Annotated in this window: 14 protein-coding genes; 9 read left to right on the forward strand and 5 right to left on the reverse strand. The window is 73.3% G+C overall.

The window, feature by feature from the left end; genetic code table 11:
- Positions 1 to 185: 185 nt before the first annotated feature.
- Both rnhA and I4I78_RS20175 read right to left on the reverse strand, forming a co-directional pair.
- A complete protein-coding gene (gene rnhA / locus I4I78_RS20170) occupies positions 186 to 674 on the reverse strand; it encodes a ribonuclease HI (RefSeq protein WP_308252243.1) in 489 nt (162 codons plus the stop codon).
- Between the two features lie 37 nt (positions 675 to 711).
- A complete protein-coding gene (locus tag I4I78_RS20175; RefSeq protein WP_218612986.1) occupies positions 712 to 1479 on the reverse strand; it encodes a helix-turn-helix domain-containing protein in 768 nt (255 codons plus the stop codon).
- A gap of 79 nt (positions 1480 to 1558) precedes the next feature.
- On the opposite strand from I4I78_RS20175, the gene I4I78_RS20180 reads away from it, so the two are divergent.
- Positions 1559 to 2152 (forward strand): TIGR03086 family metal-binding protein, encoded by a 594-nt coding sequence (locus I4I78_RS20180; RefSeq protein ID WP_218612988.1) that lies wholly within the window; start codon positions 1559 to 1561, stop codon positions 2150 to 2152.
- Between the two features lie 232 nt (positions 2153 to 2384).
- Here the strand turns inward: I4I78_RS20180 and I4I78_RS20185 are convergent, their stop codons facing one another.
- Positions 2385 to 3110: an SDR family oxidoreductase gene (locus I4I78_RS20185; RefSeq protein ID WP_218612990.1), complete on the reverse strand. Its 726-nt coding sequence runs from the start codon at positions 3108 to 3110 to the stop codon at positions 2385 to 2387.
- Between the two features lie 105 nt (positions 3111 to 3215).
- Here I4I78_RS20185 and I4I78_RS20190 point away from each other — a divergent pair, with 105 nt between their 5' ends.
- Positions 3216 to 4064: a LysR family transcriptional regulator gene (locus tag I4I78_RS20190; RefSeq protein WP_218612992.1), complete on the forward strand. Its 849-nt coding sequence runs from the start codon at positions 3216 to 3218 to the stop codon at positions 4062 to 4064.
- Between the two features lie 109 nt (positions 4065 to 4173).
- On the opposite strand, the gene I4I78_RS20195 is transcribed toward I4I78_RS20190, so the two are convergent.
- A complete protein-coding gene (locus I4I78_RS20195) occupies positions 4174 to 4848 on the reverse strand; it encodes an MBL fold metallo-hydrolase (protein ID WP_218612994.1) in 675 nt (224 codons plus the stop codon).
- Between the two features lie 508 nt (positions 4849 to 5356).
- Here I4I78_RS20195 and uvrA point away from each other — a divergent pair.
- From uvrA to pheT, 7 genes are all read left to right on the forward strand, one after another.
- Positions 5357 to 8236, forward strand: coding sequence for an excinuclease ABC subunit UvrA (gene uvrA / locus I4I78_RS20200; RefSeq protein ID WP_308252244.1), 2880 nt, complete (start codon positions 5357 to 5359; stop codon positions 8234 to 8236).
- Positions 8237 to 8439: 203 nt separating this feature from the next.
- Positions 8440 to 9045 (forward strand): translation initiation factor IF-3, encoded by a 606-nt coding sequence (gene infC / locus I4I78_RS20205; protein ID WP_218613010.1) that lies wholly within the window; start codon positions 8440 to 8442, stop codon positions 9043 to 9045.
- Positions 9046 to 9131: 86 nt separating this feature from the next.
- Entirely contained in the window at positions 9132 to 9326 is a 195-nt protein-coding gene (gene rpmI / locus I4I78_RS20210) for a 50S ribosomal protein L35 (RefSeq protein ID WP_218612998.1), read from the forward strand.
- 71 nt (positions 9327 to 9397) lie between these two features.
- A complete protein-coding gene (gene rplT, locus I4I78_RS20215; RefSeq protein ID WP_218613000.1) occupies positions 9398 to 9784 on the forward strand; it encodes a 50S ribosomal protein L20 in 387 nt (128 codons plus the stop codon).
- 38 nt (positions 9785 to 9822) lie between these two features.
- Entirely contained in the window at positions 9823 to 10665 is an 843-nt protein-coding gene (locus I4I78_RS20220) for an RNA methyltransferase (protein ID WP_218613002.1), read from the forward strand.
- Between the two features lie 78 nt (positions 10666 to 10743).
- A complete protein-coding gene (gene pheS / locus I4I78_RS20225) occupies positions 10744 to 11817 on the forward strand; it encodes a phenylalanine--tRNA ligase subunit alpha (RefSeq protein ID WP_218613004.1) in 1074 nt (357 codons plus the stop codon).
- A 37-nt stretch (positions 11818 to 11854) separates the two neighbouring features.
- Positions 11855 to 14389, forward strand: coding sequence for a phenylalanine--tRNA ligase subunit beta (gene pheT, locus I4I78_RS20230; RefSeq protein ID WP_218613005.1), 2535 nt, complete (start codon positions 11855 to 11857; stop codon positions 14387 to 14389).
- A gap of 94 nt (positions 14390 to 14483) precedes the next feature.
- Here pheT and I4I78_RS20235 read toward each other — a convergent pair.
- Positions 14484 to 14957, reverse strand: a 474-nt coding sequence (locus tag I4I78_RS20235) for a hypothetical protein (RefSeq protein ID WP_218613008.1), incomplete at its 5' end; no start/stop codon positions are given.

Genomic DNA, 14957 nt, shown 5'->3' on the forward strand with positions numbered 1-14957 from the left:
AGAGAACTCATCAGGCGGGCACGCTAGTGATCGATACGGGCCTCGACAGCGGCCGTTCGGCCCAGTCGGGACCACCGGTGCACCCGCTCGGGCGAACGGCACCGACCCGGTCGTGACCCGGCGTGACGACCGTTCATCCTGCTCGACCGGCGGCGCCGTCGGCGAGACGATCGGTGGACCAGCGGTCAACCGGCGACGGCCGCGCCGGTGGCCTCCTGCACCCCGCGTGCCGCCAGGCGGTCGGCGCGCTCGTTCTCCGGGTGCCCGGCGTGCCCCTTGACCCAGAACCACTCCACCTCGTGCCCGGCGACCGCGGCGTCGAGCTCACGCCACAGGTCGGCGTTCTTGACCGGTTCGTTCGTGCTGGTCCGCCAGCCGCGCGACTTCCAGCGCGGCATCCACTGGGTGATCCCGTTGCGGACGTAGGTGCTGTCGGTGTGCAGGTGCACGGTCGAGGGGCGGGTCAGGCACCCCAACGCCCGGATGGTCGCGGTCAGCTCCATCCGGTTGTTCGTGGTCACGCCGGCCTCGCCGCCGTGCAGCTCCCGCTCGTGCGCGCCGTAGCGCAGTACGGCGCCCCAGCCGCCGGGGCCGGGGTTCGGCACGCACGCGCCGTCGGTGAAGATCTCGACGATCGATCCGGGTCGGGGCGACGACGACGGGGTACCGGCCACTCCCGGAACCTACCGGTGCCTGCGGGCCGTTCCCCGCTCACCGCGCGGGGTAGCGCCGGGCGTAGTGCGTCGGAGGCTCCCCGAACAGTCCGGTGACGTCGCGGACCAGGTGCGGCTGGTCGGTGTAGCCGAGGTCGGCGGCCAGGGCGGCCCAGTCCACCGGGTCGCCCGCGGCCATCCGCTCGGTCACCTCGTGCAGCCGGTATCGGCGGATCACCCACTTCGGTCCGACGCCGACGTGCTCGGCGAACAACCGCTGCAGACGGCGGACGCTGCTGCCGGCGGCCGCGGCCAGCTGGTCCACCCGGCCGATCGACGGGTCGGACGCGGCCAGCGAGACCACCTCGCCGGCCTCGCGACCGGCCGCCGACGGCTCCGGACCGGGCAGCACCGAGCGCAGCCAGCCCTCCAGGGACGCGACGTCGACCGGCTCGGACGGCCGGCCCGGCAGGCCGGGCACCGTCACCGCGGGCACCGTCCGGTCGGTCAGCGCGGAGACCGGCCCGTCCAGGAACCCGCGGAAGGCCCCCGGCCGGAACGCCGCGCCGACCACGCGCCCGGCCCCCTCCAGGACCCTGACGACGTGCCGCCGCGAGACGCCGTGCACCTCGGGACCGGCGCCCGGACGGACCGTCACGTGCACCTGCGGGTACGGCGCGATCTTCTGGCGGTACGGGACGTCGTAGTCCCAGGAGACGCTCCAGTAGCCGGAGACGAACGGCGCCAGGTCCGGGGCGGGCGCCGGGAAGTCGTGGCGCTGGAACCGCGTCCAGGCACCGGCCAGCTCCCGCGGGTCACGCTGCACGCGGGCAGTATCGCCGCCCGCGCGGCCGGTGTCGCGTTCGTCCAAGACACCCCGCGGGCGCCGGCCCTACCGTCGCCGCATGATCTCCGCCGCCCCGGTCACCGCCCAGCTCATCGGCGACGCCGCCGCTCCGCACACCGTCGTCGTCGACGCCGTCGCGGGCCGCCGGCTCGACGCCCCGACCCCGTGCGCCCAGTGGGACGTCCGGGCCCTGGTCCGCCACCTCCTCTACTGGACGCCGGTCCTGGCCGCGACCGGCCGCCGCGAGGTGCCGGCCCCGCCGGCGCCCGACGAGTCCGCCGTCGAGGTCGACGACGGCTGGCCGGACGCCCTCGCGGCGTCACGCGCGCAGCTCGTCGCGGTGTGGAGCGACCCGTCGGCCTGGACCGGGACGGTGTCGATGGGCGGGCCCGACGAGCTCCCCGCGTCGATGATCGGCGGGATGGTCCTCGGCGAGCTGGTGCTGCACGGCTGGGACCTGGCCCGCAGCGCCGGGCTGCACCCGCGATGGCCGGACGGGGTGCTCGACGGCGCACTCGCCGCCGTCGGCGCGATGGCCGAGCAGGGGCGGGGGATGGGCGTGTTCGCCGACGCCGTACCGGTGCCGCCGGACGCGCCGACCCTGGACCGGGTCGTCGCGCTGTCCGGCCGGGACCCCGGCTGGACCGCGTGATCCACCGGTCCGGCCGCGGATCGGGCGGAGTCACCTGAACGTCACAGAACGGTCGTCCCGCCTCCACCCGCCGTCGCGACCCGCCGGGGACGCTGGTCGTATGAGTGAGAGCAGCACCGAGAACGCCGACCCGGGCTGGCCGCACGAGCCGAGCGAGGCGGCCCGTTCGACCGGGCCGTGGGCACCGATCGACACCGTCACCCGCGGCGCCGCGTAGCTCCGTACCGGGAGCTCACCACGGAACCACCCCCGCGTCGTCGAAGAACCCGCCGGTCGGGCCGTCGTCGGGCAGGGTCGCGAGCCGGAGCGCGATCGCCGCGCCCTGTTCCGGCGTGCGGTGGCCGCGGAAGCCGTTCAGGTCGGTCGCGACGAAGCCGGGGCAACCGGCATTGATCAGGACGTTCGTGTCCTGCAGCTCCTTCGCGTACTGGATGGTGACGGCGTTGAGGAACGACTTCGACGGCGCGTAGGCGGCGGCGATCGGCCCGGTCTCACCGCCCGGCGTCGTCTGCAGCGTGAGCGACCCGACGCTGCTGGACATGTTCACGATCCGCGGCGACGCCGATCCACGCAGCAGCGGCAGCACCGCGTTGGTGACGCGGACGACGCCGATCACGTTGGTCTCCACGGTCGCCCGGATCGTCTCGGGGTCGACCGTGGTGGGTTCCTGCGGCGAGCCGCCGGTGATCCCGGCGTTGTTGACGAGCACGTCGAGGCGCCCGGCCTGCTCCTCGATCAGCGCGGCGGCAGCCGTTACGCTCGCTTCGTCGGTGACGTCGAGCGGCACGCCGAACGCGTCGGCGCCGGCCGCGCGGAGCCTCGCCACGGCCTCCTCCCGGGCCCGGTCGTCCCGGGTGCCGACGCCGACCTTCCAGCCCAGGGCGCCCAGACCCGCCGCGATCTCGTACCCGATGCCCTTGTTCGCGCCGGTCACCAGCGCGGTCGTCTGTTCGCTCATGTATCCGATCCTGTCCCTCGCGCCCGTGGAACGGCCAAGACCGATCGGGTGCGCGGCGATACCGTGCGGGTATCGATCGTGGTCGGGGTGCAGTACCGTGGTCGCGTGGAGACCCGGGAGCTGCGCTACTTCGTCGCCGTCGCCGAGGAGCTGCACTTCGGTCGGGCCGCGGAGCGGCTCGGGATCGCGCAGCCGCCGCTGTCGCGGGCGATCCGCCAGATCGAACGGCGCCTCGGAGCGCCGCTGCTGACGCGCTCCAGCCGCGCGGTCGCCCTGACCGAGGCCGGATCGGTGCTCCTGCGGGAGGGCCGGGCGGCGCTGGACGCGGTCGAGGCCGCCGAGCGCCGCGCCCGCCGCACCGCCCTCGCCGCGACCGGCCAGGCAGGCGTGGTGCTCGCGACGAAGGCCGGAGCGTCCGGTGAGCTGCTGAGAAAGCTGCTCGACGCCTACGCGGCAGAACCCGATGCCGTCGTCGTCGAGGTGCTGCTGTGCGGGATCGGCGAGCAGGAACGGCTGCTGCGTGACGGGCGGGCCGACGTGGCTCTGCTGCACCGGCCGTTCGACACCACGGCCGGATTCGACACGGAGGAGCTACTCACCGAGAGCCAGATCGTGGTCCTGCCCGCCGGGCATTCCCTCACCGGTCGGACCCACGTGACGATGGCCGAGGTGAGCGAGCTGCCCGGCCTGCCACTGCCGCGCTGGCCCGGGCCCGGCGGCACGTACCCGGACGGCCCCGGTCCGCAGGTCCGTGATCACACGCAGCTGCTGCAGCTCGTCGCGCTCGGCCGCACCTGTGTGGTCCTGCCGGAATCGGCCGGGGCCCAGCTGCGCGACGACCTCACCACCGTGCCCGTGCTGGACGCGCCGACGGTGACGACCGTCATCGCGTGGCCGCCGCACAGCCGGTCCGGAGCCGTCGCCGGCCTCGTCCGGACGGCGATGCGTCTCTGATCGGTGGGTCTCGCGCGGTGATCAGAGCGCTGGCAGCGAAATGCGTCAGAACTGGTGCAGATCGCTGCCATGCTGCCGATCATGTCCGCGGGCCGCCGGTGCCGGGAGCTCACCAGCCGCGCGAACGCCACTCCGGCAGTGCCGGGCGCTCGGTGCCCAGCGTGGTGTCGTCGCCGTGGCCCGGGTAGACCCAGGTGTCGTCGCCCAGCTCGCCGAACACCCGGTCCTCCAGGTCGGAGACCAGCGACTCGAAGTCCTCGGCCGACCAGGTCTTCCCCGGCCCGCCGGGGAACAGCGAGTCGCCGGTGAACAGGTGCGGGCGGTCGGCGCCGCGGTAGAGCAGCGCCACCGAACCCGGCGTGTGCCCGCGCAGGTGGATCACCTCGAGCTCGATCTCACCGAAGTGGATCCGGCCGCCGTGCTCGACGAACTCGTCCATCGGGATAGGCAGCTCCGGCGCGTCCACCGGGTGCGCGATCAGCCGCGGCTCGAACATGCCGGCGACCGCACCGAGTGCCTGCCAGTGGTCGGCGTGCCGGTGCGTCGTCACGAGGTGACGCAGGTCCGCACGGTCGTCGCCGGTGCCGACGAGCTCGGTCAGGCGCTCCGGCTCGGCCGCCGCGTCGATCAGCAGGGCCTCGTTCGAGGCCTTGCAGACGAGCAGGTAGGCATTGTTGTCCATCTCGCCGACCGACACCTTGGTGATCGTCAGTGCGTCGAGGTCGCGACGGATCGCCGCTCCGCCGGGGTCGGTGTGCCCGCTGTAGTTCCTCAGGACGTCCACCGGGGCACCCTATCGAGCCCGCGCCGGTCCGCGACCGGGTGCAGACCCCCGCAAGATCGATCTCGAACATGTGTGCGATCCTGCTCCCGGGTCCGAGGAGTCCCGGCTCGCGCGGCGGGGCCGGGTCGGGCCCGGCGGGGAAGACGAGCGGTCCGTCCGGTGTTGAACGGAGCGTCGCCCCGGTGGCGCCGCCGCCGCGGCACACGCTCGTCGCGTCCCGACGGTCGCCCACCGAGCGGGGCCCCCACGGGCCCCACTCGCCGGGTTCCTGTCGGGGGTCCCACCTAGCATCGAACGAGGGCGCGGCCGGGCGCGTCCCCGGGTTCTGCCGGGAAGGCGCCGCCCCGTGCGGCCCCGGGTTCCGGCCGGGCAGGCGAGGCCCGGAAGGCCGAACCGGCGAGAAGTCCGTCCACCCCAGGAGGCGTGCACCGTGACCGACCACAGCACCGACGGCCGTTCCGCCGTCGTCCGCCGGGCCGAGGACGCCCCGGACGGCCCACGGCTGGTCGTGCGTGGCGCGCGCGAGCACAACCTGCAGGGCGTCGATCTCGACCTCCCGCGCGACGCGATGATCGTGTTCACCGGCCTGTCCGGCTCCGGCAAGTCCAGCCTCGCGTTCGACACGATCTTCGCCGAGGGGCAGCGCCGCTACGTCGAGTCGCTCTCGGCGTATGCGCGCCAGTTCCTCGGCCAGATGGACAAGCCCGACGTCGACTTCATCGAGGGTCTCTCGCCCGCGGTCTCGATCGACCAGAAGTCGACCAACCGGAACCCGCGCTCCACCGTCGGCACGATCACCGAGGTCTACGACTACCTGCGCCTGCTCTACGCCCGCGCCGGCATCCCGCACTGCCCGACCTGCGGGCACGTGATCGAGAAGCAGACGCCGCAGCAGATCGTCGACCAGGTGCTCGAGATGGAGGAGGGCAGCCGGTTCCAGGTGCTGGCCCCGGTCGTGCGCACCCGCAAGGGCGAGTTCGTGGACCTGTTCTCCTCGCTGCAGAGCCAGGGCTACTCGCGCGTGCTGGTCGACGGCACCGTGCACCCGCTCTCCGAGCCGCCGAAGCTCAAGAAGCAGGAGAAGCACGACATCGCCGTCGTCGTCGACCGGCTCTCGGTCAAGGCGAGCGCCAAGCAGCGCCTGACCGACTCGGTGGAGACGGCGCTGCGCCTCGCCGACGGCCTGGTCGTCCTCGACTTCGTGGACCTCGACGAGAACGACCCGCAGCGCGAGCGCCGGTTCTCCGAGCGGATGGCCTGCCCGAACGGGCACCCGCTGAGCCTCGACGACCTCGAGCCCCGCACGTTCTCGTTCAACTCGCCCTACGGCGCCTGCGTCGAGTGCAGCGGTATCGGGATCAAGAAGGAGGTCGACCCGGAGCTGGTCGTCCCCGACCCGGACCAGACGCTCGAGGGCGGCGCCATCGCGCCGTGGGCCGGCGGGCACAACGCCGAGTACTTCGGCCGGCTGCTGTCCGGGCTGTCGAAGGCGATCGGCTTCCGGATGGACACGCCCTGGCACAAGCTCGGGGCGGCCGCCCAGAAGGCCGTCCTGCACGGCAGCGACGACCAGGTGCACGTGCGCTACCGCAACCGCTACGGCCGCGAGCGCTCGTACTACGCCAACTTCGAGGGCGTCATCCCGTTCCTGGACCGGCGCCTGGACCAGACCGAGTCGGAGTCGCAGCGCGAGCGCTACGAGGGCTACATGCGCGATGTCCCGTGCCCGGCCTGCGGGGGAGCGCGGCTCAAGCCCGAGGTCCTCTCGGTCACCCTCGACGAGCGCTCGATCGCCGAGGTGTCGGCGATGTCGGTGGCGCACTGCGCCGAGTTCCTCAACGGCATGGTGCTCGACGAGCGCGGCGCGATGATCGCCGGGCGGGTGCTCAAGGAGATCCAGGCCCGCCTGGGGTTCCTGCTCGACGTCGGCCTGGAGTACCTGTCGTTGGACCGGGCCGCGGGCACGCTCTCCGGCGGCGAGGCGCAGCGGATCCGGCTGGCCACCCAGATCGGGTCCGGCCTGGTCGGGGTGCTCTACGTCCTCGACGAGCCGTCGATCGGGCTGCACCAGCGCGACAACCGGCGGCTGATCGAGACCCTGACCCGGCTGCGCGACCTCGGCAACACGCTGATCGTCGTCGAGCACGACGAGGACACGATCCGGTCCTCGGACTGGGCCGTCGACATCGGCCCGGGCGCCGGCGAGCACGGCGGCCACATCGTGCACAGCGGCACCGTCGAGGGGCTGGAGTCGCACGACACGTCGCTGACCGGTGCCTACCTGTCCGGCCGCCGCTCGATCCCGGTGCCGGAGACCCGCCGCACGCTCGACGCCAAACGCAAGCTCACCGTCGTCGGTGCCCGCGAGCACAACCTGCACGGCATCGACGTCGACATCCCGCTCGGCGGTCTCGTCTCGGTCACCGGGGTGTCCGGCTCCGGCAAGTCGACGCTGGTCAACGACATCCTGGCCACGGTGCTGGCGAACAAGCTCAACGGCGCCCGCCAGGTCCCGGGCAGGCACACCCGGATCAACGGGGTGGACCAGCTGGACAAGCTGGTCCGGGTGGACCAGTCGCCGATCGGGCGGACCCCGCGGTCGAACCCGGCGACCTACACCGGCGTGTGGGACAAGGTCCGCAACCTGTTCGCCTCCACCACCGAGGCCAAGGTGCGCGGCTACCAGGCGGGCCGGTTCTCGTTCAACGTCAAGGGCGGCCGCTGCGAGGCGTGCTCCGGCGACGGCACGATCAAGATCGAGATGAACTTCCTGCCGGACGTCTACGTGCCCTGCGAGGTGTGCAAGGGGGCCCGGTACAACCGGGAGACCCTGGAGGTGCACTACAAGGGCAAGACCGTGGCCGACGTGCTGGACATGCCGATCGAGGAGGCCGCGGAGTTCTTCGCACCGATCACCTCGATCAGCCGGTACCTGACCACGCTGGTCGACGTCGGCCTGGGCTACGTCCGGCTCGGCCAGCCCGCCCCGACGCTGTCCGGTGGCGAGGCGCAGCGTGTGAAGCTGGCCAGCGAGCTGCAGAAGCGCACCAACGGCCGGACCGTCTACATCCTCGACGAGCCGACCACCGGCCTGCACTTCGAGGACATCCGCAAGCTGCTCGGCGTGATCCAGGGCCTGGTCGAGAAGGGCAACTCGGTGATCGTCATCGAGCACAACCTGGACGTCATCAAGACCTCGGACTGGGTGATCGACATGGGCCCGGAGGGCGGCGAGGGCGGCGGCACCGTGGTCGCGCAGGGCACACCGGAGCAGGTCGCCGCGGACGAGGCCAGCCACACCGGCCGGTTCCTGCGCCCGCTGGTCACGCCGGAGGAGAAGCCGGTGGCGCGGCCCACCCGTCGTCGCAAGGTCGCCGCGGCCGGCTGAGAAGGGGGCCGACGCGGCGCCGACGGCACCTGTTAGGCTACGGAATGCGACCACCCTGGTGCGCGTTGAAACGTGTGTCAGGGCGTCAAGAGGAGCCCCGCTCCCACCCGCTCGCCTGAGGCGTTCGGGTTCTGGTCCGGCCGGTTCGGCATCATGCCGTTCTTCGGTGGGTCCACGGGTCTCTCTCTTGTCGTCGCCGACACATTCAGCGACACCGAGGAGACCCCATCACCACAGAGACACGTATCAACGACCGCATCCGCGTTCCGGAGGTCCGACTCGTCGGCCCGAACGGGGAGCAGGTCGGCATCGTGCGTATCGAGGACGCCCTACGGCTGGCACAGGAGTCCGAGCTCGACCTGGTCGAGGTCGCGGCTCAGGCCCGCCCGCCGGTCTGCAAGCTCATGGACTACGGCAAGTTCAAGTACGAGAGCGCGCAGAAGGCCCGCGAGTCCCGGCGTAACCAGCAGCTCACGGTGATCAAGGAGCAGAAGCTCCGGCCGAAGATCGACACGCACGACTACGAGACGAAGCGCGGGCACGTCATCCGCTTCCTCGAAGGCGGCAACAAGGTCAAGGTCACCATCATGTTCCGTGGTCGCGAGCAGTCGCGCCCGGAGCTGGGATACCGGCTGCTGCAGCGCCTCGCCGAGGACATCGGTGACCTCGCCGTCGTCGAGGCCTCCCCGAAGCAGGACGGTCGCAACATGACGATGGTGCTCGCGCCGACGAAGAAGCCCGGCAAGAAGCCGTCGTCCTCGAACGCCTCCGAGGCGTCGGCCGAAGAGCCCGCCGAGGCCGAGGCCTGAGAACCTCCGGCCCCGCCACGCGGCGGGGCCGGGACGCAGTACACCCGACGTCCGCCCCGAGCGACGTCACGGCGAACGGATCAACCATGCCCAAGAACAAGACGCACAAGGGGACCGCGAAGCGGATCCGCACCACCGGCAGCGGCAAGCTCATGCGCCAGCAGACGGGCCTGCGGCACCGGATGGAGGTCAAGTCGAGCAAGGAGACCCGGGACCTGTCCGGCATCGTCCCGGTCGCCAAGGCCGACGTGAAGCGCGTCAAGAAGCTGCTCGGCCGCTAGCCCATCCGCTGAACCCCCGCCACCGGTGATCCCCTCCACCGGACGGCACCCCCGAGAGACAGGACAGACCCATGGCACGCGTGAAGCGCGCGACGAACGCCCAGAAGAAGCGTCGCACCACGCTGGAGTCGGCCGCCGGCTACCGCGGACAGCGTTCGCGGCTCTACCGCAAGGCCAAGGAGCAGATGCTCCACTCCATGAACTACGCCTACCGGGACCGTCGCGCGCGCAAGGGCGACTTCCGGCAGCTGTGGATCACCCGGATCAACGCCGCGGCCCGCGCGAACGACATGACCTACAACCGCTTCATCCAGGGCCTCAAGGCCGCGGGTGTCGAGGTCGACCGCAAGAACCTCTCCGAGATCGCGATCAGCGATCCGGCCGCGTTCACCGCACTGGTCAAGGTGGCCAAGGAGAACCTGCCCGAGCCGGGCACCCAGCAGGAGGCGGCGGCCTGAGCAGGCCCCGCACCCCGGGTTCCGTAACAGCAGGTTCCGTGGCAGCGCCCGGCACCGAGCGCACCCCGCGCGTCGTCGCAGCACGCAAGTTGCTGCGCCGCACGGGGCGCGACCGGGCCGGGCGTTTCCTCGTGGAGGGCGCGCAGGCCGTCCGCGAGGCGCTGGACTGGGACGGGCGGGTGCACGAGCTGTTCGTCACCGGGGACGCGTCCCTGCGGAACCCGGACCTGCTCGAGCGCGCGGCGGCGCGTGGCGTCCCGGTCGTCCCGGTCACCGACGCGGCGGCGGCCGGGCTCTGCGACACCGTCACCCCGCAGGGGCTGGTCGCCGTGTGCGACCTGCTCGACGTGCCGGTGGCCCGCGCCCTCGGGGCCGGTGCCGACGGTGCCGGGCCGACGTTCGTCACGGTCTGCGCCGGCATCTCCGACCCGGGCAACGTGGGCACCGTGACCCGCGTCGCCGACGCGGCCGGCTGTGACGCCGTGCTGCTGGCCGGGGACACCGTGGACCCGCACAACGGCAAGGCCGTCCGCGCCTCGACCGGCAGCGTGTTCCACCTGCCGCTCGCCCGCGACCGGGATGCCCCCGCGGTGCTGCAGGCCTGCCGCGACACCGGGCTGGTCACGCTCGTCGCGGACGGGCGGGGCGAGGTCGACCTGCACGACCCGGCGGCCGCGTCGCTGCTCGGCGGTCCGGTCGCCTGGGTCCTGGGCAGCGAGGCGCACGGCGCCGGCAGCGAGGTGCTGGCCGCCGCCGAGCACCGGGTGCGGGTGCCGATCCACGGCCGCGCGGAGAGCCTGAACCTGGCCACCGCCGCCGCGATCTGCCTCTACGCCTCGGTCGCCGCGCGCGCCGCCGCCGGTGCGCCGACCGCTCCGTGAGCGCGCCCGGAGCACGGTCCGGCGCCACCCGACCTGCGGGGAAACCGCTGGCCCGCGCCCTCTAGGATCGATGCCACCATGAGTGAGGACCCCGTGAGCGAGACCGTCGTGAACCCGCTGGACCCGGACGCGTTGAAGGCCGCCGTCGAAGCGGCGCGCGCCGCGTTCGAGGGTGCCACCGACCTGGACGCGCTCGCCGCGGTCAAGCCCGCCCACCTGGGCGACCGGGGCCCGATCCCGCTGGCCCGCCGCGAGCTCGGCTCGCTGCCCGGTCCGGAGCGCGCGGACGCCGGCAAGCGGGTCAACGCCGCACGGCAGGAGGCGCAGGCCGCGTTCGACGAGCGCCGCGCGGTCTTGGTCGCCGAGCGCGACGCACGGGTGCTGGCCGAGGAGTCCGTGGACGTCACCCTGCCCTGGGACCGGCACCCGCGCGGTGCCCGGCACCCGATCACGCAGATCTCCGAGCGGATCGCCGACATCTTCGTCGGGATGGGCTGGGAGGTCGCGGAGGGCCCCGAGGTCGAGGCGTCCTGGCTGAACTTCGACGCGCTGAACTTCGGCAAGGACCACCCGGCGCGGACGATGCAGGACACGTTCTACCTCGCCGACGAGGGTGCCGCGGGCGGACAGGACTCCGGCACCGTCCTGCGCACGCACACCTCCCCGGTGCAGGTCCGGTCGCTGCTCGAGCGCGAGCTGCCGGTCTACGTCGTCTGTCCGGGTCGCACGTTCCGCACCGACGAGCTCGACGCCACCCACACCCCGGTGTTCCACCAGGTCGAGGGACTGGCAGTGGACACCGGGCTGACGATGGCGCACCTGAAGGGCACGCTCGACGCGTTCGCGAGGGCCATGTTCGGCCCGGACGCGCGGACCCGGATGCGGCCGTCGTACTTCCCGTTCACCGAGCCGTCGGCCGAGGTCGACCTGTGGTTCCCGCAGCGCAAGGGCGGGGCCGGCTGGGTCGAGTGGGGCGGTTCCGGGATGGTCAACCCGAACGTGCTGCGCGCCTGCGGGATCGACCCCGAGGTGCACACCGGGTTCGCGTTCGGCATGGGGATCGAGCGGACGTTGATGTTCCGCAACGGCATCCCGGACATGCGGGACATGGTCGAGGGCGACGTGCGGTTCTCCACCGCCTTCGGTGTCTGAGCTTTCCTGATCTGATCTTCGGCAAGGAGTTTTCGACGTGCGTGTGACCGTGTCCTGGCTCTCCGAGCACCTCGACGCCGCGGCCCTGCCCGCGTCCGTCGACGAGGTCGGTGACGCGTTCGTCCGGGTCGGGCTCGAGGTCGAGGAGATCCACCCCGCCCCCGACGTCACCGGCCCGCTGACCGTCGGCCGGGTCGACGAGATCACCGAGCTCACCGAGTTCAAGAAGCCGATCCGGTTCTGCCGGGTCGGGTTCGAGGGCGACCGTTCGCGCGAGGTCGTCTGCGGCGCCCGGAACTTCTCGGTCGGCGACCTCGTGGTCGTCTCCGAGCCGGGCGCGGTCCTGCCCGGCGGGTTCGCGATCGCGTCTCGGCAGACCTACGGCCACACCTCCGACGGCATGATCGCCTCGGCCAAGGAGCTCGGCCTGGGCGCCGACCACTCCGGCATCCTCGTGCTGCCCCCCGGCACCGCCGAGCCCGGCGACGACGCGCTGGGACTGCTCGGCCTCGACGAGGCCGTCGTCGAGCTGGCCGTCACCCCGGACCGCGGCTACTGCTTCGCCGTCCGCGGCCTGGCCCGCGAGCTGGCCGTGTCCACCGACGCCGACTACACCGACCCGGTCACCCGGGTCGTGGTGCCGCCGACCTCCGGTGACGCCTGGCCGGTCCGGATCGACGACACCGAGCGGTGCCCGCGGTTCGTCGTCCGGCGGGTCGACGGCGTCGACCCGGCCGCGCCGTCGCCGTGGTGGATGCAGCGCCGCCTGCTCACGGCCGGGATGCGGCCGATCTCGCTGATCGTCGACGTGACGAACTACGTGATGCTCGACCTCGGCCAGCCCCTGCACGCCTACGACGCCTCGCGCGTCACCGGCACCATCGGCGTCCGCCGGGCGAACGCGGGGGAGACCCTGCGGACCCTCGACGACGCCACCCGCAAGCTCGACGCCGACGACCTGCTGATCACCGACGACTCCGGCCCGATCGGCCTGGCCGGGGTGATGGGCGGGGCGAGCACCGAGATCCCCGCGCTCGCCGATCTCGCGGCCGTGAGGAGCGCAGGCGGAACGAGCGTCGGCGCAGGCGCGCGGGTGGACGTCCTGCTCGAGGCGGCGCACTTCGACCCGGCCGGGATCGCCCGCTCCGCGCGCCGGCACAAGCTGCCCAGCGAGGCGTCGCGGCGGTTCGAACGGATCGTGGACCCGGCCCTGCCGCCGGTCGCGGCCGAGCGCGCCGCGGCGCTGCTCGTCGAGCTCGGCGGCGGGACGCTCGCCGACCGGCGCACCGACGAGGGCGGCGTCCCGGCCGTGGACGCGGTGCGGATGCCGCTGTCGCTTCCCGACCGCACGGCCGGTGTGGCCTACCCGCGCGGCGCGACCGCGCGCCGGCTGGGCCAGGTCGGTTGCCGGGTCGAGCTCGACACCGGCGCCGACGGCCAGGGGCAGGTCGTCGCGACGCCGCCGACCTGGCGTCCGGACCTGCGCCAGCCCGCCGACCTGGTCGAGGAGGTACTGCGGCTCGAGGGCTACGACACGATCCCCTCGACGCTGCCGGCCGCCCCGCCCGGGCGCGGCCTGACCGGGACGCAGCTGCGCCGCCGCGCCGTCTCCCGCGCGCTGGCCGAGGCCGGGCACGTCGAGGTGCTGCCGTTCCCGTTCGTCGCCGAGTCGGCCTGGGACGCGTTCGGGCTGCCCGCCGACGACGTCCGGCGCCGGACCGTGGCGGTGAGCAACCCGCTCGACGCCGAGCGCGCACGGCTCACCACGACGCTGCTGCCCGGGCTGCTGGACATGCTGGTGCGCAACCGGTCCCGCGGCACCGAGGACCTGGCCCTCTACACCGTCGGTCAGGTCGTGCTGCCGCACGCCGACCCGACCCCGATGCCGGACCCGCCGGTGTCGCGGCGCCCCTCGGACGCCGAGTACGCCGCGATCCGTGGCGCGCTCCCGGCCCAGCCCACGCACGTCGCCGTCGTGCTGGCCGGGGACCGCGACCCGCGCGGCTGGTGGGGCCGTGGCCGTGCCGCCGCCTGGTCGGACGCGGTCGAGTCGGCCCGCCTGGTGGGCGCCGCGTCCGGTGTCGAGCTGCGGGTGACCAAGGCCGAGCACCTGCCGTGGCACCCGGGGCGCTGCGCGGCGCTGCGGGTCGGGGACTGGATCGTCGGCTACGCCGGGGAGCTGCACCCGAAGGTCGTCGAGGCGCTGGGGCTGCCCGCGCGGACCGCGGCGATGGAGCTCGACCTCGACGCGATCCCGCTCACCGAGAACCTGCCGGTGCCGACCGTGTCCGGGTTCCCGCCGGTCGCGGTGGACGTGGCCCTGGTGACCGCGGACGACGTGCCGTCCGCCGAGGTGGCCGAGGCACTGACCGACGGGGGCGGGGAGCTGCTCGAGGCGGTCCGGCTCTTCGACGTCTACACCGGTGAGCAGGTCGGCGAGGGCAGGCACTCGCTGGCGTTCAGGCTCCGGATGCGCGCGCCCGACCGGACGCTGACCAACGAGGAGGCGAACGCGGCGCGTGACGCCGCCGTCGCCGAGGCCACCCGCCGGCACGGGGTCGCGCTGCGCTGACCGCTCCCCATGGTCAACGGGACACCGGTGCTGCCGTTCCATGATCGAACAGCTGTGACGTCCCGTTGACCATGGTCGGGGTCAGCGGTCGGGGTCAGCGGTCGGGCAACGACGCGACGGCCGCCCGCCCGGCGACGCGCCACGCCTCGTCGGTGGGGGTGCGCCCGGCCACGGCGACCGTGACGAGCAGGGTCGCCGTGGCGATCTGCAGGGTCGGGCCGCCGACGGTCTCGACGAGCACGGCGCCCTCGCCGACACCGGTCAGCGGCCGGGACCCGGAGGCGGTGCGCAGGAACGCGCCCGGCGTACCCGAGTTGACCCGGTAGACGTTGACCGACGCCGTCGGCGCCGGCGAGCCGGACGTCGCCACGGCGAAACAGCTGCGCGTGCCGGCCCCGCCGGGGCGGGTGACCGCGTGGTTGGCCGGCGCCGGCACCGTGGTGCCCAGCAGCGCGCCGAAGTTCTTCGCGTCCAGGAGGCACTCGTCGGCGACGACGTCCGAGGTCAGCGGCCCGGCGACGCCCGATGCCGTTCCTGCGGCGCCCGGGGCGGCGGTCCCCGGCCGGCC

Origin of the sequence: Pseudonocardia sp. KRD291 (assembly GCF_019263595.1) — a bacterium.
Lineage (GTDB): Bacteria > Actinomycetota > Actinomycetes > Mycobacteriales > Pseudonocardiaceae > Pseudonocardia.

Excerpts from the sequence above, each read along its gene's own strand:
- I4I78_RS20180 (WP_218612988.1), top strand. The coding sequence starts at position 1,559 with ATGATCTCCGCCGCCCCGGTCACCGCCCAGCTCATCGGCGACGCCGCC.
- I4I78_RS20185 (WP_218612990.1), bottom strand. The coding sequence starts at position 3,110 with ATGAGCGAACAGACGACCGCGCTGGTGACCGGCGCGAACAAGGGCATC.
- rpmI (WP_218612998.1), top strand. The coding sequence starts at position 9,132 with ATGCCCAAGAACAAGACGCACAAGGGGACCGCGAAGCGGATCCGCACC.
- rplT (WP_218613000.1), top strand. The coding sequence starts at position 9,398 with ATGGCACGCGTGAAGCGCGCGACGAACGCCCAGAAGAAGCGTCGCACC.
- pheS (WP_218613004.1), top strand. The coding sequence starts at position 10,744 with ATGAGTGAGGACCCCGTGAGCGAGACCGTCGTGAACCCGCTGGACCCG.